Origin of the sequence: Caulobacter segnis (genome assembly GCF_029543125.1) — a bacterium.
GTDB classification, from domain to species: domain Bacteria; phylum Pseudomonadota; class Alphaproteobacteria; order Caulobacterales; family Caulobacteraceae; genus Caulobacter; species Caulobacter segnis_D.
On sequence record NZ_JARQWW010000001.1, the window covers coordinates 155,751 to 179,425 of the forward strand.

Consider the following 23,675-nt stretch of genomic DNA (forward strand, 5'->3'; position numbering starts at 1 on the left):
GGCGCCTTGCTTTGGCCCCCGGGACACCCGATATTCCAGTAGCGTCCGCTAGGGACGCGGAATTTAAGGGCTTTAACTCGATGAACGACTTCAACCGCGGCTACGCGCGCTCGATCCCGGCGGATCGCGCCGACATGTCGGTTGACGCCGGACTGCGCAGCTTCATGCTCGGCGTCTACAACAAGGTTGCGCTGGGCCTTCTCCTGTCGGCTGCACTGGCCTTCCTGACCAGCAGCTTCCCGCCCGTCCGTGACATGCTCTACCTCGTCACGCCGGATGGGCGCCTGGCCGGCTTCACCCTGCTCGGCAATATCGTTCGCTTCGCTCCGTTGGTGATGATCCTTGTCACCATGTTCGCCATGCGCAACCCGACCCCGAAGTCGTCGGGCATTCTGTACTGGGCGATGGTTTCAACCATCGGCGCCGGCCTCGGCGTCTGGATGCTGGCCTACACCGGGACCTCGGTGGCGATGACCTTCCTGATCACGGCCACCGCCTTTGGTGCGCTGAGCCTGGTTGGTTACACGACCAAGAAGGACCTGACAGGCTTCGGCAGCTTCCTGATCGTGGGCCTGATCGGCATCGTGATCGCGTCGCTGGTGAACATCTTCCTCAAGCTGCCCGCGATCTCGATGATCGTGAACGTGCTGGGCGTGTTCATCTTCGCCGGCCTGATCGCCTACGACACCCAGCGTCTGAAGATGACCTATTACGCGCTGGAGAACGACCACGTGGGCCAGGGCGTCGCCACCAACTACGGCGCTCTGAGCCTGTACCTGAACTTCATCAACCTGTTCCAATTCCTGCTCGCCCTGTTCGGCGACCGCCGCTAATCCCGGCGCAGGTCTGAAACGAGAAGGCCCCGGAGCGATCCGGGGCCTTTTTTTTTCTTTGGCTAGTCCACGACCGAGAACTTGTTCTTGTCGAAGACCTTCAGCACCTGGGCCAGCTCATGGCCCCGCTTCATCACCAGACCGCCCCTGGCGATCACCGCCCAGGCGCCCTGCTTGCGGGCCAGGGCGGGGCGTTTCTCGATCCGGTAGAGCGGATCCTCCGCCGCGTGGCGGAACACCGAGAAGACGGCGCTGTCGGACAGGCCGGCTATGCCGTAGTCGCGCCATTCGCCAGCCGCCACCATGCGGCCGTACAAGCGCATCAGCTGATCCAGTTCGCGCCGCTCGAAGAAGACGACGCCCCCGGCCGGCTGAGAGGGGATGGGTTCGAAGGCCATGCGACAAGCCTAACGCGCGAATCTTCCATCCGTCGATGCGCCGCCGCCAATCATGGCGAACCGGACACATTCGGCCGAAATTGCGCGGCATAGTCACGTTACGCCGCGAAATGACCTTATTTCGGTCCCGCCGCCGCCGGGTTGCGCCCGTTTATTGAGGGTGTCGGCTGATCGGACGTACTCGCGGTTCCGGATCCTGAACAGCCCCCCCAGCCCCCCTGGATCGTGGGGTCTGATCGGCCGACGCCCTACAGAAGAGCCCGCGCACCCCATCCCTCCCGGTTGCGCGGGCTTTTTAGCGTCTGGAGTTCAGGTTTCGCCGTCTAGGGCTTCAGGACGCCGATGACGCGGCCGCCCTTGGCCGCCTGCACCAGCACCACGCTCTCCAAGCCTGCATCCTCGCCGGCCGGCACGGAATAGACGCGCGGACGTCCCGACCAGGCGCCCAGGCGCACCACATCACGGACGGCGTTGCGATAGACGATGGTCTCGCCCCGGTTTTCACCGCGGCGCACCTGCACCTCGGTGGGCTTGGGGTCGTAGCGCACCAGCCAGACCTCGCCGCCGCCGCGCGGGGCGGGGCCGGAGCCGACGGCGACCTTGCCGTCCTGGCGCATCAGCATGTCGGGCGGATTGCGGCCCGTCTCGGCCGCCTCGCGGATCAGCTTGTCCACGTCCTGCGGCTTGGCGCCGGAGACCTGGACACGACCGTCGATCACCACCTGAGGCGTATAGGGGTCGCGCAGCTGCAGGCGGCTGACATAGGCGCGCTGGCGCTCGGCGAAGGCCGGCTTGGCGTAGGTGTCGGCCCAGCCCAGATAGTCCCAGTAGTCCACCGAGAAGGTCAGGGGCAGCACGCCCGGACGTTCGGCCATTCCAGCCACGAGCTCGTTCGCCTTCACGCAGGGCGCGCAGCCCTGGGCCGTGAACAGCTCAACCACCACCGGAGTCTTGGCCGGCGCGGCCAGCGCCGCAGTGCCGGACAGGGCGGCCGCGGCCGCCGCGATCATCGAGAACATCGCCTTACGCATCGCGCTGCAATAAAGCGGACTTGATCGTTAAACGCCCCTCACGAGGCCGTGAGCGTGACCGTCGCCAACGAAAAAGGGGGGGCCTTTCGGCTCCCCCTTTCCGATTCCAGCAGGCTGGAGCAGCTTAGGCCGCGCCGCGCGCCAGGTTGCGCAGCACATAGTTCAGCACGCCGCCGTTCTTGAAGTACTCAAGCTCGGTCGGGGTATCGATGCGGCAGCGGACCGGGAAGCGGGCGATGCGGCCGTCGGTCGGGCGATAGAGCTCGACGATCAGCTGCTTGCGCGGCGACAGGTCCTGCAGACCGCGGATCGAGACGATCTCTTCGCCCGTCAGGCCCAGCTTCTGCCAGCCGTCAGCCAGGAACTGCAGCGGCAGAACGCCCATGCCCACCAGGTTCGAGCGGTGGATGCGCTCGAAGCTTTCGGCGATCACGGCGCGGACGCCGAGCAGCTTGGCGCCCTTGGCGGCCCAGTCACGCGACGAGCCGGTGCCGTATTCCTTGCCGGCGAAGACGACCGCCGGACGGCCCTCTTCCTTGTACTTCATGGCCGCATCGTAGATCGACATCACTTCGCCCGTGGGGAAGTGCTTGGTCACGCCGCCTTCGATCTCCGGGGTGATCTTGTTGCGGATGCGGATGTTGGCGAAGGTGCCGCGCATCATGACTTCGTGGTTCCCCCGGCGGGCGCCGTAGGAGTTGAAGTCCAGCGGGTCGACGCCGTGCTCGACCAGGTACTGGCCGGCCGGGCCGGTCTTCTTGATCGAACCAGCCGGGCTGATGTGGTCGGTGGTGATCGAGTCGCCGAACACGCCCAGGACGCGGGCTTCGACAATGTCGGAGACCGGGGTCGGGGTCATGCTCATGCCCTCGAAGTAGGGCGGGTTGGCCACGTAGGTCGAATTGGCGTCCCAGGCGTAGGTCTGGCCGCCGGCCACCTTGATGCCCTGCCAGTTCTTGTCGCCCTTAAAGACGTCGCCGTAGCGGCTGGCGAACATCTCTTCGGTCACGGCCTTGCGCTGCAGGGCGGCGATGTCTTCCGACGACGGCCAGATGTCCTTCAGGTAGACCGGCTTGCCGCCCTTGCCGAGGCCCAAGGGCTCATTGGCGAGGTCGATCTTCATGGAGCCGGCCAGGGCGTAGGCCACCACCAGCGGCGGCGAGGCCAGGTAGTTGGCGCGGACGTCCGGGTTCACCCGGCCTTCGAAGTTGCGGTTGCCCGACAGCACCGAGCAGGCGACCAGATCGCCGTCCTGGATGGCCTTGGACACCGGCTCCGGCAGCGGGCCGGAGTTGCCGATGCAGGTGGTGCAGCCGTAGCCGACCAGGTTGAAGCCCAGGGCGTCCAGCGACTTGGTCAGGCCGGCCTTGGCCAGATAGTCGGTCACGACCTGCGAGCCGGGGGCCAGCGAGGTCTTCACCCACGGCTTCACCTTCAGCCCCTTGGCCACCGCGTTCTTGGCCAGCAGGCCGGCGGCGATCAGGACCGAGGGGTTCGAGGTGTTGGTGCAGGAGGTGATGGCGGCGATGACCACGTCGCCGTGGCCCACGTCGTAGTTCTCACCCTGGACCTGCGTGCGCTGGTCCATCAGCTCGGCCTTGCCGAAGTCGCCGGCCAGGGCTTCGTTGAACTTGGCGGCGGCGTCGCTCAGCAGGACGCGGTCCTGCGGACGCTTCGGACCGGCCAGCGAGGGCTGGACCGAACCCAGGTCGAGTTCGAGAGTGTCGGTGAATTCCGGATCGGCCATGCCCGGCTCGAACCACAGGCCCTGCTCCTTGGCGTAGGCCTCGACGAGGGCGACGCGGTCGGGAGCGCGGTTGGTGGCCTTCAGATAGCCGATGGTGGCTTGGGTCACCGGGAAGAAGCCGCAGGTGGCGCCGTATTCCGGAGCCATGTTGGCGATGGTCGCCTGGTCTTCCAGGGTCAGGCCGGGGACGCCGTCGCCGAAGAATTCGACGAACTTGCCCACCACGCCCTTCTTGCGGAGCATCTGGGTGACGGTCAGCACCAGGTCGGTGGCGGTCGCGCCTTCCGGCATCTTGCCGGTCAGCTTGAAGCCGATGACCTCGGGGATCAGCATCGGGATCGGCTGGCCCAGCATGACGGCCTCGGCTTCGATGCCGCCGACGCCCCAACCCAGGACCGACAGGCCGTTGATCATGGTGGTGTGCGAGTCGGTGCCGACCACGGTGTCCGGATAGGCGACTTCATCGCCCTGGATCGTGTTGGTCCAGACAGTCTGGGCCAGGTACTCCAGGTTCACCTGGTGGCAGATGCCCGTGCCCGGGGGCACCACGCGGAAGTTGTTGAAGGCCGACGAGCCCCAGCGCAGGAAGCGGTAGCGCTCGATGTTGCGCTCGTATTCCTTGGCGACGTTCTCGTTGTACGACTTGGCCGTGCCGAAGTGGTCCACCATGACCGAGTGGTCGATGACCAGGTCGACGGGGTTCAGCGGGTTGATCTTTTCCGGGTCGGCGCCGAGGGCGGCCATGGCGTCGCGCATGGCGGCCAGGTCGACGACGGCGGGAACGCCGGTGAAGTCCTGCATCAGGACGCGGGCCGGACGGAAGCTGATCTCGTGCTCGACCGAGCCCTTGTTCTCCAGCCAGTTGGCCACGGCGCGAAGATCGCCTTCCTTGACCGAATCGCCGTCCTCGTTACGCAGCAGGTTCTCGAGAAGAACCTTCATCGACGCCGGCAGACGCGAAACGCCAGTGAGACCGGCGGCTTCCGCGCAGCGCAGGCTGTAGTAAACGTACTTCTTGCCGCCGACCGAGAGTTCCCGGCGGGTGTTCAGGGTGTCCAAAGACGCCATGCGTGGAGATCCTTTGCTGTCCACAGCCGTCCAAAATGGTCCCCTGGGATCGCGCGCATCTGAAGTCGGACACACAGGTTCCGGCCCCGCGCCGCGTACGCCCCTACAAGGGATTGATACGGCCGCGCGCTTCATAGCGCCGCCGCAAGCCAACGTCCATGCACACGACATGGACTTAGCCAATTGATAACGGCTCTCAAAATCGGCGGACTTGCACTTTCCCGAGGTGAAAGAGCGCTTTTCAGCGGCCTGGATCTGTCGGTTTCGGCGGGCGAGGCGGTCTCCCTGGTCGGCCGCAACGGCGCCGGCAAGACCAGCCTGCTGCGCGCCATCGCCGGGCTGCTGCGCCCCACGGCCGGCACGATCGGCTTTGAGGGCCCCGACGGCGCACTGGACCCACAGGACGCCCGCGTCGGCGGCCTGCACATGGTCGGCCACCATGACGGCCTGAAACCCGGGCGAACGGCCCGCGAGGAGCTGCAATTCCAGGCGGACTGGACCGGCGGCGGCGATATCGACGAGGCCGTCCGCGCCCTGGATCTGAACCGCCTGCTGGATCTGGAGGTGCGCCGCCTGTCCGCCGGCCAGCGCCGTCGCGTCGCCCTGGCCCGCCTGTTGGCCGCGCCCCGGACGCTCTGGCTGCTGGACGAGCCCATGGCGCCCCTCGACGCCGGTCATCGCCGCGGCCTGGGCGAGGCCATGACCCGGCACATCGCCGGCGGCGGAATGATCGTCGCCGCGGTTCACGACCCCCTGCCCATCCCCGCCCGCGACGTGCAGGTGGGGGCATGAGGGCGCTGTCTGCGCTGTTTGGCCGCGAGCTTTCCCTGGCCTGGGGCCGGGGCGGCGGCCCCTTGCTGGCCTTGGCCTTCTACGCCGCCGTGGCGACGCTGCTGCCCCTGGCCTCCGGCCGGGAGCCGGAGCGTCTGGCCGCCATCGCCCCCGGCGTCGCCTGGCTGGCCCTGGCCCTGTCCGCCCTGCTGTCGCTGGAGCGCCTGTTCGAGCGCGACTACGAGGACGGTGCCCTGGACCTGCTGTCCCTGGGCCCGATCCCGCTGGAGGCGGTCGCCGCCATCAAGTGTCTGGCCCAATGGCTGGCTACCGGCGCGCCGCTGGCCTTGGCCGCGCCGGTCGCCGCCATCGCCCTGGGCGCGCCGCCCGCCGCTGCGCCCCTGCTGTTCGCCTGCGCCCTGATCGGCGGCCTGGCCTTCGCCTTCGTGGGCGGACTGGGCGCCAGCCTCGCTCTGGGATCGCGCCGGGGCGGCCTGTTGATCGCGGTGATCGTCCTGCCGCTGTTCGCGCCGCCGGTGATCTTCGGGGCCGGCGCGCTCAGCAGCCTGACGGCCGGCCTGCCCTGGACCGGCGGCTTCCTGCTGCTGTGCGCCTACAGCACGGCGGCCGTAGGCCTGTCGCCCTTCGCCATGGCGGCCGCCTGCCGCAACGCCCTTTCGTAAAAGCGACCAAACCGCGGCGAAGCTGCAACAAAGCCGCCGAACGGCGAAATTCCGGTGCAACAGCACGGTCTCAAGGTGAAGGCTCACCAGTCCACGGAGCCCCAATCGATGAACACCAAACTGACCACCCGGCTCGCCATGGCGGCGGGCGCGACCCTGCTGATGACCGGCGCCGCCTTCGCCCAGCCGGCCCCGGAAGCCAAGCCCGCCCACACCGCCCCGCATCGCGGCGGCGACCACATGAAGGCCCGCTTCAACCCCGAGGCCCGCGCCCAGAAGCTGCGCGACGTCCTGCAGCTGCAGCCCAACCAGGAACCGGCCCTGAAGGCCTTCCTGGAAAGCAGCAAACCGCAGATGCGCCGCGAGCGTCCTGACCGTCAGGCCCTGCAGAACGAGACCACGCCGCAGCGCCTCGACCGCCAGGCCGCCCGCATGACCCAGATGCAGCAGGCCTTCCAGCGCCGCGCGACGGCCACCAAGACATTCTACGCCGCCCTGTCGCCCAGCCAGCAGAAGGCCTTCGACGCCCTGCACGAGCGTCGCGGTGACCACGGCAAGCGCATGATGAAAAAGCGCTTCGACCACCGCGGCCCGCCGCCGGCGGCCCCCGCCGAATAAGCGGAAGTTGCAGCCGGGACGGGCGGGGCCTAGAGAGGCCCCATGATCCCCGTCCCGGCGTTCCTCGCCAATCCGCAACGGTTCATGGTGTTCTCGCGCTGGGCCGCGCCGATGTTCGGCGCCCTCGCCGTCGCCCTGATCGCCGCTGGCCTCTGGATAACCTTCCGCGTCCCCGAGGACTACCAGCAGCACGACACCGTGCGGATCATGTTCATCCATGTGCCCGCCGCCTGGCTGGCCATGTTCGCCTATCTCTGCCTTGGGATCGCCAGCCTGCTGGGCCTAGTCTTCCGCCACGCCCTGGCCGATATGGCGGCCAAGGCCGCCGCCCCGCTGGGCGCGGCCTTCACCGTCCTGGCCCTGGCCACCGGCTCCCTCTGGGGCAAGCCCATGTGGGGGACCTGGTGGGTGTGGGACGCGCGCCTGACCTCGGTCCTGGTGCTGCTGCTGCTCTATCTCGGCTATCTGGCCCTGCGCGCCAGCATCGATGACGAGACCAAGGCCGGCCGCGCCGCCGCCATCCTGGCCCTGGCCGGCCTGATCAACCTGCCGATCATCCATTACTCGGTCGAATGGTGGAACAGCCTCCACCAGGGCAGCTCGACCTTTGAGGCGGATCAAGGCGACCGCCTGCCGGCCGTCTATCTGACCCCGCTGCTGATCATGGGCCTGGGCTACATGTCGGCGTTCGGCTCGCTGTGGCTGGTCGGCATCCGCGCCGAGGTCTGGCGTCGCCGGGCCCGCGTCCTGTCCCTGCAGCAGGCGGGAGGCTGACCATGCTCGATTTCGACGCCGGCAAGTACGCCGTCTATGTCTGGCCCGCCTTCGCCCTGACCGCCGCCGCCTTCGCCTGGATGGCCGCCTCGACCCTGCTGCGCGCCCGCCGCTGGCGCCGCGAGGTGGAGCGTCTGGAAAAGAACCGGCCGTGAGGCGCTGGCTCGCCTTCGCGCCCATCGCGGTCCTGCTGGCGCTCGGCGTGCTGTTCGCCGGCTACGCCTTGAAGCGCGATCCGCAGGTCCAGCCCAAGGCCCTGGTGGGCAAGCCGGTTCCGGCCGTCAGCCTGCCAGACCTGGAGACCGGCCGCCCGACGCCGATCGCCGCCACCCTGGACGGGCCGGTGCTGATCAACTTCTTCGCCTCCTGGTGCGCTCCCTGCGAGATCGAGCATCCGCAGCTCATGGCCCTGAAGGCCGAGGGCGTCCGCATCATCGGCGTCGCCTACAAGGACGCGCCGGACAACACCCGCGCCTTCCTCACCCGCCTGGGCGATCCCTTCGCCGTGAAGCTGATCGACCGCGACGGCCGGGCCGGGATCGAGTTCGGCGTCACCGGCGTGCCGGAGACCTACCTTGTGGACGGCCAGGGCGTGATTCGCGCCAAGCACACCGGCCCGCTCACCCCGGAGGCGGCCGAAAGCATGCTCAGCAGCCTGGGCTCAGCGCCGCGTTAACCTTTCATTGACCATGTTCGCGCCAAACCTTGACGGCGCGTTAACCATGTTCAGACTGGTCCCGTGACCGACATCCGCCCCAACAACTGGCCCGCCGTAACGCCGCAGCATCAAGCGCCGGCGAAAGCGAATCCGCGCAACTCCGCCCAGAAAGCGTTCTTCGACGCGGCGCTCAGCAAGGCCGGGGCGGACGCCTACGCCGCGCCCCAGAAGCCGCAGCCGCAACCCACGGCGCAGACGGGCGCCAGCGGTCAGCCGACGCGCCTGCTGCGCCCCGGCTCGCTGGTCAATATTCTAGTCTAGAAGCCGGCTACTCGACCGGCGGCGGCGGGGCTTCGACGGCCTCCATCGCCTTCATGCCCTTCATCATCAAAGGCACCTGCGCGGCCGAGAAGGCCAGCGCCAGGATCTGCAGGCCCGGGAAGCGGAACACCACCCAGGTGGTTTCCGGCTGGGTGCGCCAGACGACCTCGTTCAGGATCGCCACGCACAGGAAGAACACCCCGTAGCGCAGGGTCAGGGTCCGCCAGGAATCCTCCGGCAGGCTGACCGCCTCGCCCAGCAGCACCTTCAGCGGGTTCTTCTTCAGCATCACCCCGCCCAGCAGGAAGATGGCGAAGGCCGTGTTCAGGAAGGTCGGCTTCATCTTCACGAAACGGGCGTCGTGGAAGATCAGGGTCAAGGCCCCGAACACCAAGGCCGCCCCGCCCGCCAGCAGCGGCATGGGCGCCAGGCGGCGCTCGAAGGCGAAACCGATGGCCAGGGCCACCGCCGAACCGGCCACAAGCGCCCAGGTCGCCGCGATCATGTCGCGGGTGATCAGATAGGCGACGAAGAACACCAGGGGGCCGCCGTAATCGACGGCGCCGCGCACATAGGGGCGGAGTTTCGGGGACATTCAGGCCTCTTTGAGCGGCCACCTTCCCACATCCGTTCTCCCCGGCGAAGGCCGGGGTCAAGATGACAAGATGCGGCGCTCGATGATCTGGGTCCCGGCCTTCGCCGGGATGAGCGGGTTTCTAAGGTTTAGGCCGGCGGAAGGCCGACCAGAGAACGGGAAAAGGCCTTGGCGTCGAAGGGTTGCAAATCCTCGATGCCTTCGCCCACCCCGATCAGCATGATCGGGCTGTCCGACGCCTGGGCCACGGGCACCAGCACGCCGCCGCGGGCGGTGCCGTCCAGCTTGGTCATGACGATGCCGGTTACGCCGATCTGGTTGCCGAACACCTTCTCCTGCGCCAAGGCGTTGCGGCCTACCGTGGCGTCCAGCACCAGCAGCACCTCGTGCGGCAGGGCGCCGTCGATCTTCTTCAGGACGCGGATGATCTTGAACAGCTCGTCCATAAGGCCGGACTTGTTCTGCAGGCGGCCGGCGGTGTCGATCAGGACCACGTCATAGCCCTCGGCCTTGGCCTGCTCCACCGCGTCAAAGGCCAGACCCGCCGCATCGGCGCCGGACGGGCGCGAGACGAAGGTCGCCTTGGCCCGGTCGGCCCAGACCGACAGTTGTTCGACCGCGGCGGCGCGGAAGGTGTCCCCGGCCACGATCATCACCTTGGCCCCGCGGCCGGTCAGGTCGGCGGCGATCTTGCCCAGGGTCGTGGTCTTGCCCGAGCCGTTCACACCGATGAACAACACGACGTAGGGCTTGGGCCCTGACAGCGGGTCGAACCGGGCCTCGCGGCTGATCAGTTCGGCGGCCACGGCTTCGGCCAGGGCCTCCTTAACCTCGTCCTCGCTGGATTCCTTGCCGAAGCGGGCCTTGCCGAACGCTTCGGCGATCCGGGCGGCGGCGGCCGGGCCGAGATCGGCCTCGATCAGCATCTCCTCGAGTTGATCGAGTTGATCCTGGTCCAATGGCTTCTTGGCGACAAAGACCGAGGTGACCTGCTCGGTCATCTGCTTCGACGAGCGCGAAAGGCCCGAGGTCAGCCGCTGGAACCAGCCTTGCTTCTTTTCAGTCATGGCGCTCCTTTACCCGCCCGTGCGAGGAAACGCCATGGACGCCCTTTCGACCGCTCTGTTCTGGCTGGACTACGCCGCCGTGGCCGTGTTCGGGGCCGCCGGCGCCCTGGCCGCCGCGCGACGCAAGCACGACATCATCACCTTCGGCTTCTTCGCCGCCGTCACGGGGGTCGGCGGGGGCACCCTGCGCGACCTGCTGATCGGGGCGCCGGTCTTCTGGGTTGGCCGCCCCGGCTACATCGTCACCTGCCTGATCGCGGCGGCGGCCATCTGGGTCGTGGGCCGCAAGCCCTGGCGGTTCACCGCCCTGCTGTGGTTGGACGCCCTGGGCATGGCCGCCTACACCGTGGTGGGCACGGCCAAGGCCCAGTCCTTCGGCGCCCCGCCGGTCTCGGCCATCGTCATGGGCGTTCTGACCGCCGCCTTCGGGGGGATCGTGCGCGACGTCCTGGCCAACGAGCCATCGATCCTGCTGCGGCGGGAGATCTACATCACCGCCGCCCTGGCCGGCTCCACCGTCTTCGTGGTCCTGACCGCCCTGGGCGCGCCCTACTGGTGGGCGGGGGGCGCGGGTTTCGCGGCGGCGCTGTCCATCCGTTCCGGCGCGCTGCTGTTCGGCTGGAACATGCCGGCCTTCCCCGGCGCGGGCTCCACCGAGGACTGAGGCAGCGCGACCACCGGCGGTTCGTACTTCGGCCAGCGGACGCGGAAACGGACCATCAGGCCGTCATGGTCCGACAGCACCGGCTCGTTCTGACCGTCGAACAGGGCCTCGATCTCGATGGGCCAGATGGACGCCCCGGTCCCGGCCGTCGAGCCGATCAGGTCCTGGGTGTCGAGCCACGGCGCGTCCCCATCCATGGACACCTTGATGGCGCAGGCGCCGGCCGCGAGGCTCCGCCAGCAGTACTCGCTGGCCACGTCGAAGTCGTAGTCCTCGAACATGTAGTTGTAGCGGTCGGGCGCCTTCCGGATGTTGAAGTCGCCGCCCACCACCAGCGGCGCGGTCGGATCATGCGCCACGGCCACGAAGCGCTTCAGCTCATCCGCCTGCAGGTTGTGCGCGCGGAAGGCCCGCAAGCGCGGCACGCGCGACGCCTTGCGGGCGTTCATGTGCGTGTTGGCCACGTCGATCACCGTGGGCGCGCCCGGCAGGCGGATGCCCGCCAGTTGGACGCCCTTGTTCGCCAGGCAGTCGAATCCCGCGCAATAGCGGAAGGCGTGCGAGCGCCGCGTCTCGATCGGATAGTTGCTGAGGATGTAGAGGCCGCTGGAGCGCCACTTGCCCAGCCCCTCGCCCTTTCGCCAGTACTTGCCGCGCTTGTACTGCGCCGGCTTGTCCAGCAGGGCCGGGTCGCGCTGCTTGCGTTTCGGTCCCCGGGCATGGTGCGGATAGCCGCTCAGCCGGATCAGGTCGTGGATCTCGTCGCGGAAGGCTTCCTGCACCAGGACCACGTCCGGCGCCCGCCCCTCGGCGCGCATCTTGGCCAGCTCCCGGCCGATAGCCTTCAGGGCCTCGCCCCGATCCTTGCGCACCGGCCAGGGCAGGCCGGCGACGTTGTAGGTCAGGACCGAAAGCTCCTTCTCCACCACCGGCTGAGGCTGGGCCTGGGCGAAGGCGCGCGCGGGAAGGATCAGCAGCAGGCCCAAGGCCGCCGCCTTGGCCAGACGGATCAAGCCGCCAGTTCCGCCAGGACCCGCTTGCCGTCGTGGCCGGTCACCCGCATGGGGCGGATGGTTCCGGCCTCGGCCTCGCCGGTGAAGGCGATCTCGGTGAAGTCCTCGGCCCGCGCTAGGCCGTCACGCTCCACCAGACCCGACAGGACGCGGCCGACCTGGGCGTCCAGGTGGCGGACCAGGGCCGCCTCGCCGGCGGCGCGCAGGCGGGCGGCGCGCTCCTTGATCGCCGCGCCCTTCACAGGGGGCATCTTGGCGGCCGGGGTGCCGGGGCGGGCGCTGTAGGGGAAGACGTGCAGGAAGGCGAGACCCGCCTCCTCCACCAGCTTCAGGGTGTTCTGGAACGCCTCTTCCGTCTCGGTGGGGAAGCCGGCGATCAGGTCGGCGCCAAAGGCGGTGTCGGGGCGCACGGCCCGCACCTCGCGCACCAGCTTCAGGGCGTCGGCCCGCAGGTGGCGGCGCTTCATGCGCTTCAGGATCAAGTCATCCCCCGCCTGCAGCGACAGGTGCAGATACGGCATCAGCCGCGTCTCGACGGCCAGCAGCTGCATCAGGTCCGGGTCGATCTCCGCCGCGTCGATGGACGACAGGCGCAGGCGCGGCAGGTCGGGGACCAGGCGCAGGATGCGGCCCACCAACTGGCCCAGCGACGGCTGGCCCGGCAGGTCGGCGCCCCAACTGGTCACGTCGACGCCGGTCAGAACCACTTCCTGATAGCCCTCGGCGGACAGGCGGCGGACCTGTTCGACCACCTCGCCCGCCGGGGCGGAGCGGCTGTTCCCCCGGCCATAGGGAATGACGCAGAAGGTGCAGCGGTGATCGCAGCCGTTCTGCACCTCCACATAGGCGCGGGCGCGGTCCTTGAGCCCGGCGATCAGGTGCCCGGCCGTCTCGCGCACCGACATGATGTCGTTCACGCGGACCCGCGCCGTGGTCTCCATCAGCGCGCCCGGCGCGGCCTTCTCGGCGTTGCCGAGGACCAGGTCCACCTCGGGCATGGCGGCGAAGGCGGCGGGGTCGATCTGGGCCGCGCAGCCGGTGACGATCAGGCGCGCGCCCGGACGCTCCCGGCGGGCCTTTCGGATCGCCTGCCGCGCCTGGCGCACGGCCTCGTTGGTGACGGCGCAGGTGTTGAACACCACCGCGTCCTTCAGTCCGTCCTCCTCGGCGCGCGCGCGGATGGCCTCGGACTCGTAGGCGTTCAGCCGGCACCCGAAGGTGACGACATCGACCTCTGCGTCCGAAGTCTTTTCAGCAGGCGTTTCGAGGACGTCGGTCACGCCGCGGCGGCCTCCGGCAGCTTGCCGGCGAAGTCCATGCTGACCGGACCGGTCATGATCACGTGGCCGTCGCTCTCGCGATATTCGATGACCAGCGAACCGGTCTCGAACTCCACCTTCGCCTTGCGGTCGGTGAGGCCCCGGCGGAAGGCGGCCACCTGGGCAGCGCAGGCGCCGGTGCCGCAGGCGGCGGTCAGACCCGCGCCACGCTCCCAGACCTTCAGCTTGATGTGGTCGCGGGCGACGACGTTGGCGAAGCCCACGTTCACGCCTTCGGGGAACAGGGGATGATGTTCGATGGGCGCACCGGCCTCGCGGGCCAGTTCGTCGCTGGCCGGGGCGTCCACGAAGAACACCACGTGCGGATTGCCCATGGAGACGCAGCCCGGCGCCGTCAGCTCCGGATGGGTCGCCGAGGTCAGGTCCACCGTGACCGTGTCCATCGGACCGCTCAGCGGGATCTCGTTCCAGGCCAGACCCGGCTTGCCCATGTCCACCGTGACCAGCTTGTCGCCGGCCATGACGCCGGTCAGCCGGCCCGCCACGGTGTCGAAGGCCACCTCGTTGGTCCGCGCCGACTGCATCAGCAGCCACGCCACGCAGCGGGTGCCGTTGCCGCAGGCGCCGGTCTCCTCGCCGTCCGAGTTCCAGAACCGCACATAGGCGCTGGCGCCTTCGGCCGTCGGCGGATCGATGGCGATCAACTGGTCAAAGCCGATCCCGCCCTCGCGGTCGGCGATGGCGCGAATCTCCTCCACCGTCGGGTTGAACGGCTGGCTCTTGGTCTCGACGACGACAAAATCGTTGCCGAGGCCATTCATCTTCAGGAACGTGCGGGTCATTTGGCCCGCTATATAGGCCAAAATATCGTCTTCGTCAGATCGGGCCGCCAAGCAGGACACATGACCGCAGCCGAACGCGCCGACGACGACAAGGGATTGCGCCTGCGGGCGCGTCTCCGCGCCCTCTATCACGGGGCCTCGCCCACGGCGGTCCGCTTCCGCTACGCGGTGCTGATGGTCGATCTGGCGATCATCGCCTTCTTCATCGCCGCGCCCCTGCTGCGCGACCACATGACAACCTTCTACGTCCTCGACTACATGGTCGCCGTGATTATGGCCGTGGACCTGGGCGCGCGGGCCATCGCCTATGGCGACCTGAAGGGCTGGCTGAAGCAGCCGATGATCTGGGTCGACCTGTTTGTCTTCGCGACCCTGCTGGCGCCGTTCTGGCTGTTCAACCTGGGCTTCCTGCGGGTGCTGCGCCTGTGGACCCTGGTCAACAGCGAGTTCTTCTGGCGCACCGTGGCCCGGCGCTATGACGACACCCGGGTCGAGGAGGTGACCAAGGCCTCGGTCGCCCTCGTCACCTTCATCTTCGTGGTCACCGGCTTCGTCTATTCCAGCTTCATCGGCCGCTACGAAGGCATCGGCGGTTATGTGGACGCGCTCTATTTCACGGTCACCAGCCTGACCACCACCGGCTATGGCGACATCATCCTGCCGGGGGTGTGGGGCCGCCTGCTGTCCATCGCCGTCATGCTGGGCGGGGTGTCGCTGTTCATCCGCCTGATCCAGCTGATCCTGCGGCCGTCGAAGGTGACCTATCCCTGCCACGGCTGCGGACTGCAGCGTCACGACCCCGACGCTGTTCACTGCAAGGCCTGCGGTGAACTGCTGAAAATCCCCAACGACGAATAGCCTTGTTCGACGGGTCCGGCTGCTTGCGGCCTCGTTTGAGAGGGCTAAGGTGCCCGCCTCTTTCGTATACGGAACGGGCCTTCATGTTCAGAGCCGCCGGCGTCGCCGCCTTCGCCCTCCTCATCGCCAGCGGGGCGCACGCCCAGGCGGTCGATCCCAACCAGTGGCTGGAGGAGGTGGAGACGCCCCGGGCCCTCGACTGGGTGAAGGCCGAAAACGGCAAGACCCTGCCGGTCCTGACCGGCGACAAGCGCTATCAGTCCCTGCACGACGAGGCGCTGAAGGTCCTGTCGGCCACCGACCGCATCCCCACTCCGCATTTCGAGGGCGAGGCGGTGTTCAACTTCTGGCAGGACGCCACCCACGTGCGCGGAGTCTGGCGCAAGACCAGCCGCGCCAGCTTCAAGACCGCCAACCCGCAGTGGGAGACCGTGATCGACCTGGACGCCCTGTCCAAGGCCGAGAACGCCAACTGGATCTGGAAGGGCGCCGACTGCCGCGGCCCGAAGTACGACCGCTGCCTGGTCCGCCTGTCCAACGGCGGCAAGGACGCCGTGCAGATCCGCGAATTCGACATGGCGACCAAGACCTTCGTCGCCGGCGGCTTCAACCTGCCGGAAGGCAAGCAGAACGTCGGCTGGTTCGATGACGACACCCTGGTCCTGTCCCGCGACTGGGGCGCCGGCAGCCTGACCGACAGCGGCTACGGCATGATCGCCAAGACCCTGAAGCGCGGCCAGGCCCTGGCCGACGCCAAGGAGATCTTCCGCGGCCAGACCAAGGACGTCAGCGCCGGGGCGCGCGTCATGAAGGACGGCGCCGGCAACAGGATCGTGGTGCTGTCCCGCGCCACCGATTTCTTCAACACCGAATACAGCCTGCTGACCGACGCCGGAGCCGCGCGCATGTCGCTGCCGACCCGCTCCAGCATCCAGGGCTTCGTGAACGGCGAGCTGATCGTCACCCTGGAGGAGGCGTGGACCGCTCCAGGCGGCAAGGCTTTCCAGGCCGGCGCCCTGATCGCCGCCACCCCGGCCTTCCTGACCGGCAAGGGCGGCGAGGCGCCGGCCCTGCTGTTCCAGCCCAATCCGCGCCAGTCCATCGACCAGGTGGGCGTGACCAAGAACCGCGTGGTGGCCGCCACCTACGACAACGTGCGCGGCCGGGTCATGGCCTTCGAAAAGCACGCCGGCCACGGCTGGATGAGCAAGCAACTGCCGGCGCCGGAGAACGCCTCCGTCTCGCTGGTCGCCGCGTCGGACGTGGATGACGCCGTCTTCTATTCGGCCGAAAGCTTCCTGGTCCCCACCGAGCTGAAGCTGGCCGACGCCGCCACCGGCGCCGCCGAGACGGTGAAGACCTCGCCCGCCCGCTTCGACGCCGCCAACTATGTGGTCGAGCAGCACGAGGCCACTTCAAAGGACGGCACGAAGGTCCCCTACTTCCTGGTCCGCCAGAAGGGCCTGAAGTTCGACGGCCTGGCCCCCACCATCCTGCACGCCTACGGCGGCTTCCAGCTGTCGAAGCTGCCGGTCTATGACCCGGTTGTCGGCAAGCTGTGGCTGGAGCGCGGCGGCGCCTATGTGGTCGCCAACATCCGCGGCGGCGGCGAGTTCGGCCCCGCCTGGCACGAGGCCGCGCTGAAGGCCAACCGCCAGCGCGCCTTCGACGACTACTACGCCGTGGCCGAGGACCTGATCGCCCGCAAGGTGACCACGCCCCGCCACCTGGGCATCTACGGCCGCTCCAACGGCGGCCTGCTGATGGGCGTGTCCCTGACTCAGCGCCCGGACCTGTACAACGCCGTGGTGGTGGAAAGCCCGCTGCTGGACATGATGCGCTACCACCTGCTGCCGGCGGGCGCGTCGTGGATCGGCGAATACGGCGACCCGACCAAGCCGGAAGAGGCCGCCTGGATCGCCAAGTACTCGGCGTACCAGCACCTGAAGCCGGGCGTGAAATACCCCCTGGCCTACATCACGACGTCGACCAAGGACGACCGCGTCCACCCCGGCCACGCCCGCAAGTTCGCGGCCCGGATGAAGGACCTCGGCGCGCCCTATCTCTATTACGAGAACACCGACGGCGGTCACGCCAACGGCGCCGACCCCAAGGCCAACGCCAAGCGCTGGGCCATGCACTACGTCTATCTGTCGCGTCAGCTGATGGACTGACGCTCCTAGCTTCTAACCCACGGGAAGGTGAGTTCGCCTTCCCGATGGGCGAAGCGGTTGACGTGGTCGGCCACCACGTCCTCGAACCGGCCCATGTCGGCGTCTTCGGCGCCGTCCAGGTCGATCTGCAGAACCGCCGGGGTGGCGGTCAGGGTGCAGACGCCCAGGGGCAGGACGATGCGCCCCAGCACCGGATCAAAGCTGACCTCGAACTTGTGCGCCCAGTGCTTGCACAGCTGGGTCAGGTACTTCGAGGCGTGCTCGGTCTGAACGACGGCCTGGCTCTGCATCACGCCTGCTCCACCTTGCGGGCCGCCTCGTCGAGGGCGGCGACAACGGCGGCGATCTGCTCGTCCGACAGGCGCTCGCCCGTCAGCTTCAGCTTCATGGCCGTCTTCAGGTTCTCCCGCGCCCGCAGGATCTGCGGCGAGAACGCCGCGCTGCGCGAGGCGACGTCCGCCATACGCTCGAACAGTCCGCGCACCGGCGCGTCGTTCTGCTCCAGGAAGGCCTGCCCCTCGGGGGTGATCGAGAACAGCTTCTTGCCGCCGCCAGCATCGGCCGCCGTGGCGTAGCCCAGCTCTTCCAGCAGGGTCAGGGTCGGGTAGATGACGCCGGGGCTCGGCGTATAGGCGCCGCCCGCCGCTTCTTCGACGGCCTTGATCAGCTCGTAGCCGTGGCTCGGCTTGTCGGCGATCAGCTTCAGGACCACCAGGCGCAGGTCCCCGTGGTCGAAGAACCGACCCACCCGGCCGCCGCGGCGGTGATTCTCGTGGCCATGGCCATGGAAGCCGAAGGGATGACGGCCGTGGCGGCTGTGGTGGTGGCCGTGGTGATGATGTCTTCCAAACATATTTCGATCCTATTTCGTTATATCGAAAGTTTAGATATATCGGATGCATATCGAATTCAAGGACGCCCGCTCATTCCGGCGAAGGCGGGGATCCAGATTCAGCCCGCCAAATGACGATCTCCCTGAATGGTCGCTCACCCTTGAAGCTGCACCAAATGCCGCAAGCTATGCCGTTGCGGCGCGCCCTTTCTCAATGCAATCCTGAGTTCAATCGCGGCTAGAGACCCGCCTTGGAAGCTTTAGGAATTTTTGATGCTCGGCCGCCTGTTAGCTTATTCAGCCTTCGCCATCGCCCTGACCGCAGCGGGGCTGGCCAACGCGGCGAATGTCACCTCGCTGAATCCAGAAACGCTGGTTCAGGCGCTTCACAATGCCGGCTACAAGGCGAAACTGGGTAAGGCCGACGACGGAACGCCACTCATCGAGACCGCGTCGGACGGAAACAACATTCTGATCATCATGACGGACTGCACGAACAATGCGTCCTGCACGACGACGGAATTCGTGGGCATTTGGGACTGTTCAGATTCGGTCGCAGCTTGCCAGAAGACCGCGACGGCCTTCAATGCTCAGGAACAGCCCACCCACGTTCTGATGTCCGAGGATGGAAAAAGAGCGACGACCTATTCCTATCTTATCTTCGACAAGGCTGGAATATCGGAGGAGCTATTCATCCGTAACCTGGTCGCGTTCAATTACTACAACAACCAGTTCACGCTTTCCGTGGGCGAAAAATAACAAGGCTCAAGCGTCGCCGGCCTTCGCTGAGATGAGCGGCTACTTCGCCGCTTCCACCCCGAACGCCTGCTTGCAGAGCTCCTCGCCGAAGGCGTCGGACATCTGCTCCTCGGCCTCGCCCATCTTCACGATCGCCATGCGGCCGCCGACCACGGTCTGGCCGATCTGATACTCGCCGACCGTCTGGCCGGTGGCCACATCCACCAGCCGCGCCTCGCCGCGCATGACATTGGCGCCCATGATCAGGGTGGTGATCACCGGATTGGCCTTGTCCAGGCGGGTGAGCTTGGCCTCCAGCCGAAGCGGTCGGGTCCCCGTGGCGCATTCGGCCAGCTTGGACTTCACCCGGCTCTCGAAGATGGAGTCGAACTCGGGCGTGATCTTGAACTCGCCCTCCTTGGCCAGAGTGATCTGGTCGACCCGGCCTCCGGTCTTCCAGTCGGCGGCCAGCGGCGCGACAGCCTTGCTGCGGGACATGCCCACGCAGCCGGCCAACATCACGGCGGCGATGGCGAGGGTCAGAGCGGTTCTCATGACGGCGGTCTCCTGAACTTGGCCGAAGCGCTTTTCGGAGCCTGCCTGTTCCCGATCAGCGCGACTTGAACGCTTCCGCCAGCAAACGCCCTTCCACGGCGCGGCTGGAGCCTGAACGCCAGGCGACGACGATCTCCCGGCTGGGATGGTCCGCCATCAGCGGCCGGATGGTCACCGGCGCATGATTGACCAATCCGGCCTCCACCGCCATGGCCGGCAGGAAAGACACCCCAAGCCCCGATCCGACCATCTGCACCAGGGTCGGCAGGGAGGTGGCGGCGAACCCCTCTCCGTCGTCATCACCCCCGTTGCGCGACAGCTCGATACCGCAGGCGGCCAGGGCGTGGTCACGCAGACAGTGGCCGTCCTCAAGAAGGATCAGGTCCGAAGGATCGATCGACCCCAGATCCACCCGGCTCTGGGAGGCGATGGGGTGGTTGGCCGGGGCGGCGGCCAGCAGTTCGTCATCCTCCACATGCGCCCACTCCAGCCCCGCCATGTCGTACGGCAGGGCGATCAGGGCGGCGTCCAGCGCGCCGGCCTTCAGGCTGGCGATCAGACGGTTGGTGAGGTCCTCGCGGAGGAACAGCTTCAACTTCGGGTATGCAGTTCGCAGGTGCGGCAACGCACGCGGGAGAAGGAACGGCGCCACCGTCGGAATCACCCCCAGACGGAACCGCCCGCACAGGGGCTGGCCCGCTCCGCGCGCGGCCTGAACCAGATCCTCCGACTGCGCCAGGATCGCCTTGGCCCGGCGCAGCGCCTCCTGTCCGGCGGCGGTCAGAAGCACCCCGGAACGCGCGCGGTCCACTACCGGCGCCCCAAGTATTTTCTCGAGTTCCTGCACGCCGGCCGACAGCGTCGGCTGCGTCACGTGCGCGGCTTCGGCGGCGCGGCTGAAGGAGCCGTGTTCGGCCAGAAGGGTCAGGTACTGAAGTTGGCGCAGGGTCGGCAGCATGGCCGATACCTATAGATCAAATTTATCGTTTCGACAAAAACAATTGATTGTGCATTTGCGAAGCGACTCCCTATCTAAGGGTCCGCGCGGCGCCGCCGCACACCATTTCAACTAGGAGAGACTCTGTATGCTGGGCGTTGGTCAAACCCTCCCCGACTTCAAGATCGTCGGCGTGAAGCCGAAGTTCAACAGCCACGAAGAGAACGGCGAAAGCGCGTTCGAGACGATCGATCAGACCTCCTTCGACGGCAAGTGGAAGGTCATCTTCTTCTACCCGAAGGACTTCACCTTCGTCTGCCCGACCGAGATCGTCGAATTCGCCAAGCTCGGCCGTGACTTCGAAGACCGCGACACCGTCGTTCTGGGCGGCTCGACCGACAACGAGCACTCCAAGCTCGGCTGGCGCCGTGAGCACCCGGATCTGAAGAGCCTGCCGATCTGGCAGTTCGCCGACAACGGCGGCAAGTTCGCCCGCGACCTGGGTGTCCTGAACGAAGAAGAAGGCGTCGCCCTGCGCGCCACCTTCGTCGTCGACCCGCACAACGTCGTGCAGCACGTCTATGTGACGAACCTGAACGTCGGCCGCGCTCCGGCTGACACCCTGCGCGTCCTCGACGCCCTGCAGACCGACGAACTCTGCCCCTGCAACCGTGCGGTGGGCGGCGAGACCCTGGCGGCCTAAGGCCGTCAGACCAGGAAGCGCCCGTTTTCTCCCCAGCCAACGGGTGCTTCCTCCCCCATACTCCATCAAGAACAACAAGACTTAGGAGCCGACGATGTCCCTCGACGCGCTGCGCGATCTGCTGCCCGCCTATGCCAAGGATCTCAGCCTCAACCTGTCCTCGCTCGCCAGCGAGACGGTGCTGACCGACCAGCAGAAGTGGGGCACGTTCGTCGCCTCGGCCCACGCCATCGGCGTCCCGGCTGTCGTTAAGGCGATCGAAGCCGCCGCCGATGCGGCCGGCCTGACCCCGGAAGCCAAGACCGCCGCCAAGGCCGCCTCGGCGATCATGGGCATGAACAACGTCTATTACCGGTCGCTGCACCTGCTCTCGAACCACGAGTACCGCACGATCCCGGCCAAGCTGCGGATGAACATCCTGGCCAATCCTGGCGTCGAGAAGGTGGACTTCGAACTGTGGTCGACGGCGGTCTCGGCCATCAACGGCTGCGGCATGTGCCTGGACAGCCACGAGGCCGAGCTGAAGAAGCACGGCGTCGTCGCCCTGAACATTCAGACCGCCCTGCGCATCGCCGCCGTGGTCAACGCGGTCAGCCGCGTGGTCGCCGCCGAAGCCGCTCTGGCCTCGTAAGACAACCTCTCCTTCCCAGAGAGATTGCAAGGAAACGCCGTCCGGTCCGCCGGGCGGCGTTTCTGCGTTCAAAACCAGGGATGGAAGTCGCGCGGCGCCCAGCCGAAGTCGCGGGCCGCCTCGCTGCTGTCGAAGGTCAGGTCCGCCTCCATCCGCTCGCCCATGCCGGCGGTGACGCCCGGCATGATCGGCGAGGCGACGGTCAGGCCGATGCGCCACAGCCACGGCGGCAGGCTGACGATCAGCGGCCGCCGTCCCAGCCCCTCGAACACCCGCTGCGCCATCACTCGATAGGTCAGGGTCTCGCCGCCGGTGAGGTCATAGGCGCGGTTCTTGGCCTTGGCGCTCGCCGCCGCGTCCACCGCACCCTGGGCTAGGTCGCCGGCATGGACTGGCTGGCGCAGACCGCCGCCTTCGCCCGACAGCGGCAGGAAGCCCAGCTTGCGGATCAGGCCCGCTAGGCGGCTGACATTGCGGTCGCGCCCCTCGGCGTAGATCAGGGTCGGACGCAGGATGGTCCAGGCGATCTTGTTGGCTTCACAGAAGGCGATGGTCTCCGCCTCGGCGTCCGCCAGGGCCTGAGCGACCTCCCGCTCCTCGGCGTTGCGGGAAGAGATCTTGGTGAACCGGCTGGTGGACGAGAACGCCACCAAGCGCTTCATCCCCGCCGCCTTCAGAGCCGGCAGCGCCTTGGGCAGCAGCCAGATCGGCGACAGGCTGAACACAGTCTTGGTCGGCGGCAGGCGCTGGGCCAGATCGTCCTCCGACAGGTCGCCGCGGATCATGCGCACGTCGTCGGCCGGCGCCTCGCGGCTCAGGCCGTAATAGTCGAGCCCGGCGGTCGCCAGCCGCTCGATCAGGAAACGCCCGATCAGGCTGGTCGCGCCAAGGACGAGAATCGGGGACGCAAGCGCGGTCATGCGGTCCTAATACGCATCCCTGCCGCTGGTGGAAGCGCACTCGCCTACTTAGATGCGTCGCACCGATCTTCTGGAGTCCCCCATGCACGACGTGAAATCCGGCGATGTCGCCATTCCCGCCCTCGGCTTCGGCACCTGGCAGCTTGAAGGCGACGTGGCCAAGCGCATGACCGAGGCGGCGCTGGAGATCGGCTACCGCCACATCGACACCGCCCAGATCTACAAGAACGAGCGCGAGGTCGGCGCCGCCATCGCCGCCTCGAAGGTGGCCCGCAAGGACATCTTCCTGACCACCAAGGTCTGGGTCGATCGCTTCGCCAAGGGCGACCTGCAGGCCTCGGTCGAGGAAAGCCTGGAGCGTCTGGGCGTCGAGCAGGTGGACCTGCTGCTGCTGCACTGGCCGAAGGCCGTCCCGGCGCTGGAAGAGACGATGGAGGCGCTGAACGACGTCCAGGCCAAGGGCTGGACCCGCGCCATCGGCCTGTCGAACTTCCCGTCCGACCAACTGCAGAAGGCCGCCGCCCTGGCCGCCACGCCTATCGCCACCAACCAGGTCGAGTATCACCCCTACTTGGCCCAGAAGACCTTGCTGGCCGCGACCCAGGCCGTCGGCGCCTCACTCACCGCATGGTCGCCCCTGGCCCAGGGCAAGATCGCCGACGACGCGGTGATCGGCGAGATCGCCAAGGCTCAAGGCAAGACGGCGGGTCAGGTGACCCTGCGCTGGCTGGTGCAGCAGGACGGCGTCATCGCCATCCCCCGCACCCAGAAGGAAAGCCGCGCGAAGGAGAACTTCGACATCTTCGACTTCACCCTGACCGCCGACGAAATGGCCAAGATTCACGCGCTCGCCGCCCCGGACGGCCGCATCGGCGACTGGCTGGACCCGGCGTTCAAATGGGATGCGGAATAAGGCTCTCCCCCTATGGTGACACGGGACGGCGGCGGGCATAGCCTCGCCGCC

General features: G+C 67.5%; 28 protein-coding genes. 15 read left to right on the forward strand and 13 right to left on the reverse strand.

The window, feature by feature from the left end:
- Nucleotides 1–80: 80 nt before the first annotated feature.
- The gene (locus P7B02_RS00800; RefSeq protein ID WP_277784396.1) at nucleotides 81–833 is read left to right on the forward strand and encodes a Bax inhibitor-1/YccA family protein; all 753 of its coding nucleotides are present in this window, start codon (nucleotides 81–83) and stop codon (nucleotides 831–833) included.
- A gap of 62 nt (nucleotides 834–895) precedes the next feature.
- Here P7B02_RS00800 and P7B02_RS00805 read toward each other — a convergent pair whose 3' ends face one another.
- The 3 genes from P7B02_RS00805 to acnA all read right to left on the reverse strand — a co-directional run bounded on the left by P7B02_RS00805 (nucleotide 896) and on the right by acnA (nucleotide 5,077).
- Entirely contained in the window at nucleotides 896–1,231 is a 336-nt protein-coding gene (locus P7B02_RS00805) for a DUF2794 domain-containing protein (protein ID WP_277784397.1), read from the reverse strand.
- 323 nt (nucleotides 1,232–1,554) lie between these two features.
- Nucleotides 1,555–2,241 (reverse strand): DUF1223 domain-containing protein, encoded by a 687-nt coding sequence (locus P7B02_RS00810; protein WP_347276626.1) that lies wholly within the window; start codon nucleotides 2,239–2,241, stop codon nucleotides 1,555–1,557.
- Between the two features lie 145 nt (nucleotides 2,242–2,386).
- A complete protein-coding gene (gene acnA, locus P7B02_RS00815) occupies nucleotides 2,387–5,077 on the reverse strand; it encodes an aconitate hydratase AcnA (RefSeq protein WP_277784399.1) in 2,691 nt (896 codons plus the stop codon).
- Between the two features lie 183 nt (nucleotides 5,078–5,260).
- Here acnA and ccmA point away from each other — a divergent pair, with 183 nt between their 5' ends.
- The 7 genes from ccmA (at nucleotide 5,261) to P7B02_RS00850 (ending at nucleotide 8,902) form a co-directional block, all read left to right on the forward strand.
- On the forward strand, nucleotides 5,261–5,869 hold the full coding sequence (gene ccmA, locus P7B02_RS00820) for a heme ABC exporter ATP-binding protein CcmA (RefSeq protein ID WP_277784400.1): 609 nt from the start codon (nucleotides 5,261–5,263) through the stop codon (nucleotides 5,867–5,869).
- On the forward strand, nucleotides 5,866–6,531 hold the full coding sequence (gene ccmB / locus P7B02_RS00825; protein WP_277784401.1) for a heme exporter protein CcmB: 666 nt from the start codon (nucleotides 5,866–5,868) through the stop codon (nucleotides 6,529–6,531). The genes ccmA and ccmB overlap by 4 nt, the downstream gene beginning before the upstream one ends.
- Before the next feature lie 108 nt (nucleotides 6,532–6,639).
- Nucleotides 6,640–7,149 (forward strand): Spy/CpxP family protein refolding chaperone, encoded by a 510-nt coding sequence (locus P7B02_RS00830; protein ID WP_277784402.1) that lies wholly within the window; start codon nucleotides 6,640–6,642, stop codon nucleotides 7,147–7,149.
- Nucleotides 7,150–7,191: 42 nt separating this feature from the next.
- Nucleotides 7,192–7,923, forward strand: a complete 732-nt coding sequence (ccmC, locus tag P7B02_RS00835) for a heme ABC transporter permease CcmC (RefSeq protein WP_277784403.1) — start codon at nucleotides 7,192–7,194, stop codon at nucleotides 7,921–7,923.
- A gap of 2 nt (nucleotides 7,924–7,925) precedes the next feature.
- Complete coding sequence (gene ccmD / locus P7B02_RS00840; protein ID WP_277784404.1) at nucleotides 7,926–8,078, forward strand: heme exporter protein CcmD; 153 nt, start codon at nucleotides 7,926–7,928, stop codon at nucleotides 8,076–8,078.
- Nucleotides 8,075–8,599, forward strand: a complete 525-nt coding sequence (locus tag P7B02_RS00845) for a DsbE family thiol:disulfide interchange protein (protein ID WP_277784405.1) — start codon at nucleotides 8,075–8,077, stop codon at nucleotides 8,597–8,599. Before ccmD ends, P7B02_RS00845 begins: the two co-directional genes overlap by 4 nt.
- Before the next feature lie 63 nt (nucleotides 8,600–8,662).
- A complete protein-coding gene (locus tag P7B02_RS00850) occupies nucleotides 8,663–8,902 on the forward strand; it encodes a hypothetical protein (RefSeq protein ID WP_277784406.1) in 240 nt (79 codons plus the stop codon).
- A gap of 7 nt (nucleotides 8,903–8,909) precedes the next feature.
- Here the strand turns inward: P7B02_RS00850 and P7B02_RS00855 are convergent, their stop codons facing one another.
- Both P7B02_RS00855 and ftsY read right to left on the reverse strand, forming a co-directional pair.
- On the reverse strand, nucleotides 8,910–9,497 hold the full coding sequence (locus tag P7B02_RS00855; RefSeq protein ID WP_277784407.1) for an inner membrane-spanning protein YciB: 588 nt from the start codon (nucleotides 9,495–9,497) through the stop codon (nucleotides 8,910–8,912).
- A gap of 128 nt (nucleotides 9,498–9,625) precedes the next feature.
- On the reverse strand, nucleotides 9,626–10,564 hold the full coding sequence (ftsY, locus tag P7B02_RS00860) for a signal recognition particle-docking protein FtsY (RefSeq protein ID WP_277784408.1): 939 nt from the start codon (nucleotides 10,562–10,564) through the stop codon (nucleotides 9,626–9,628).
- A gap of 34 nt (nucleotides 10,565–10,598) precedes the next feature.
- Between ftsY and P7B02_RS00865 the strand changes: the two genes are divergently transcribed.
- Entirely contained in the window at nucleotides 10,599–11,228 is a 630-nt protein-coding gene (locus P7B02_RS00865) for a trimeric intracellular cation channel family protein (protein WP_277784409.1), read from the forward strand.
- Here the strand turns inward: P7B02_RS00865 and P7B02_RS00870 are convergent.
- From P7B02_RS00870 to dapF, 3 genes are read right to left on the reverse strand one after another with little or no spacing between them, the layout of a single operon-like run.
- Nucleotides 11,114–12,241, reverse strand: coding sequence for an endonuclease/exonuclease/phosphatase family protein (locus tag P7B02_RS00870; RefSeq protein ID WP_277784410.1), 1,128 nt, complete (start codon nucleotides 12,239–12,241; stop codon nucleotides 11,114–11,116). The genes P7B02_RS00865 and P7B02_RS00870 overlap by 115 nt on opposite strands.
- Nucleotides 12,238–13,521, reverse strand: coding sequence for a tRNA (N(6)-L-threonylcarbamoyladenosine(37)-C(2))-methylthiotransferase MtaB (gene mtaB / locus P7B02_RS00875; protein ID WP_347276627.1), 1,284 nt, complete (start codon nucleotides 13,519–13,521; stop codon nucleotides 12,238–12,240). The genes P7B02_RS00870 and mtaB overlap by 4 nt, the downstream gene beginning before the upstream one ends.
- On the reverse strand, nucleotides 13,518–14,363 hold the full coding sequence (gene dapF, locus P7B02_RS00880) for a diaminopimelate epimerase (RefSeq protein ID WP_277784411.1): 846 nt from the start codon (nucleotides 14,361–14,363) through the stop codon (nucleotides 13,518–13,520). The genes mtaB and dapF overlap by 4 nt, the downstream gene beginning before the upstream one ends.
- Nucleotides 14,364–14,423: 60 nt before the next feature.
- Between dapF and P7B02_RS00885 the strand changes: the two genes are divergently transcribed.
- Both P7B02_RS00885 and P7B02_RS00890 read left to right on the forward strand, forming a co-directional pair.
- Nucleotides 14,424–15,221 carry a potassium channel family protein gene (locus tag P7B02_RS00885; RefSeq protein WP_277784412.1) on the forward strand — a complete coding sequence of 266 codons (798 nt, stop codon included), beginning with the start codon at nucleotides 14,424–14,426 and terminating at the stop codon, nucleotides 15,219–15,221.
- A gap of 83 nt (nucleotides 15,222–15,304) precedes the next feature.
- Nucleotides 15,305–17,395 carry a prolyl oligopeptidase family serine peptidase gene (locus tag P7B02_RS00890; protein ID WP_277784413.1) on the forward strand — a complete coding sequence of 697 codons (2,091 nt, stop codon included), beginning with the start codon at nucleotides 15,305–15,307 and terminating at the stop codon, nucleotides 17,393–17,395.
- A gap of 5 nt (nucleotides 17,396–17,400) precedes the next feature.
- Here the strand turns inward: P7B02_RS00890 and P7B02_RS00895 are convergent, their stop codons facing one another.
- Nucleotides 17,401–17,685, reverse strand: a complete 285-nt coding sequence (locus P7B02_RS00895) for a DUF2218 domain-containing protein (RefSeq protein WP_277784414.1) — start codon at nucleotides 17,683–17,685, stop codon at nucleotides 17,401–17,403.
- Nucleotides 17,685–18,248, reverse strand: a complete 564-nt coding sequence (locus P7B02_RS00900; protein WP_277784415.1) for a PadR family transcriptional regulator — start codon at nucleotides 18,246–18,248, stop codon at nucleotides 17,685–17,687. Before P7B02_RS00900 ends, P7B02_RS00895 begins: the two co-directional genes overlap by 1 nt.
- Before the next feature lie 252 nt (nucleotides 18,249–18,500).
- Here P7B02_RS00900 and P7B02_RS00905 point away from each other — a divergent pair, with 252 nt between their 5' ends.
- Nucleotides 18,501–18,986: a YbjN domain-containing protein gene (locus P7B02_RS00905; protein ID WP_277784416.1), complete on the forward strand. Its 486-nt coding sequence runs from the start codon at nucleotides 18,501–18,503 to the stop codon at nucleotides 18,984–18,986.
- A 39-nt stretch (nucleotides 18,987–19,025) separates the two neighbouring features.
- Here the strand turns inward: P7B02_RS00905 and P7B02_RS00910 are convergent, their stop codons facing one another.
- A complete protein-coding gene (locus P7B02_RS00910; protein ID WP_277784417.1) occupies nucleotides 19,026–19,520 on the reverse strand; it encodes a hypothetical protein in 495 nt (164 codons plus the stop codon).
- A gap of 55 nt (nucleotides 19,521–19,575) precedes the next feature.
- Nucleotides 19,576–20,478: a hydrogen peroxide-inducible genes activator gene (locus tag P7B02_RS00915; RefSeq protein ID WP_277784418.1), complete on the reverse strand. Its 903-nt coding sequence runs from the start codon at nucleotides 20,476–20,478 to the stop codon at nucleotides 19,576–19,578.
- 127 nt (nucleotides 20,479–20,605) lie between these two features.
- Between P7B02_RS00915 and P7B02_RS00920 the strand changes: the two genes are divergently transcribed.
- Together P7B02_RS00920 and P7B02_RS00925 are read left to right on the forward strand one after the other, a co-directional pair.
- Nucleotides 20,606–21,160 carry a peroxiredoxin gene (locus P7B02_RS00920; RefSeq protein ID WP_277784419.1) on the forward strand — a complete coding sequence of 185 codons (555 nt, stop codon included), beginning with the start codon at nucleotides 20,606–20,608 and terminating at the stop codon, nucleotides 21,158–21,160.
- A gap of 94 nt (nucleotides 21,161–21,254) precedes the next feature.
- Entirely contained in the window at nucleotides 21,255–21,791 is a 537-nt protein-coding gene (locus tag P7B02_RS00925; RefSeq protein WP_277784420.1) for a carboxymuconolactone decarboxylase family protein, read from the forward strand.
- Between the two features lie 68 nt (nucleotides 21,792–21,859).
- On the opposite strand, the gene P7B02_RS00930 is transcribed toward P7B02_RS00925, so the two are convergent.
- A complete protein-coding gene (locus P7B02_RS00930) occupies nucleotides 21,860–22,711 on the reverse strand; it encodes an NAD-dependent epimerase/dehydratase family protein (RefSeq protein ID WP_277784421.1) in 852 nt (283 codons plus the stop codon).
- Between the two features lie 82 nt (nucleotides 22,712–22,793).
- Between P7B02_RS00930 and P7B02_RS00935 the strand changes: the two genes are divergently transcribed.
- Nucleotides 22,794–23,624 (forward strand): aldo/keto reductase, encoded by an 831-nt coding sequence (locus tag P7B02_RS00935; RefSeq protein WP_277784422.1) that lies wholly within the window; start codon nucleotides 22,794–22,796, stop codon nucleotides 23,622–23,624.
- Nucleotides 23,625–23,675 lie beyond the last annotated feature (51 nt).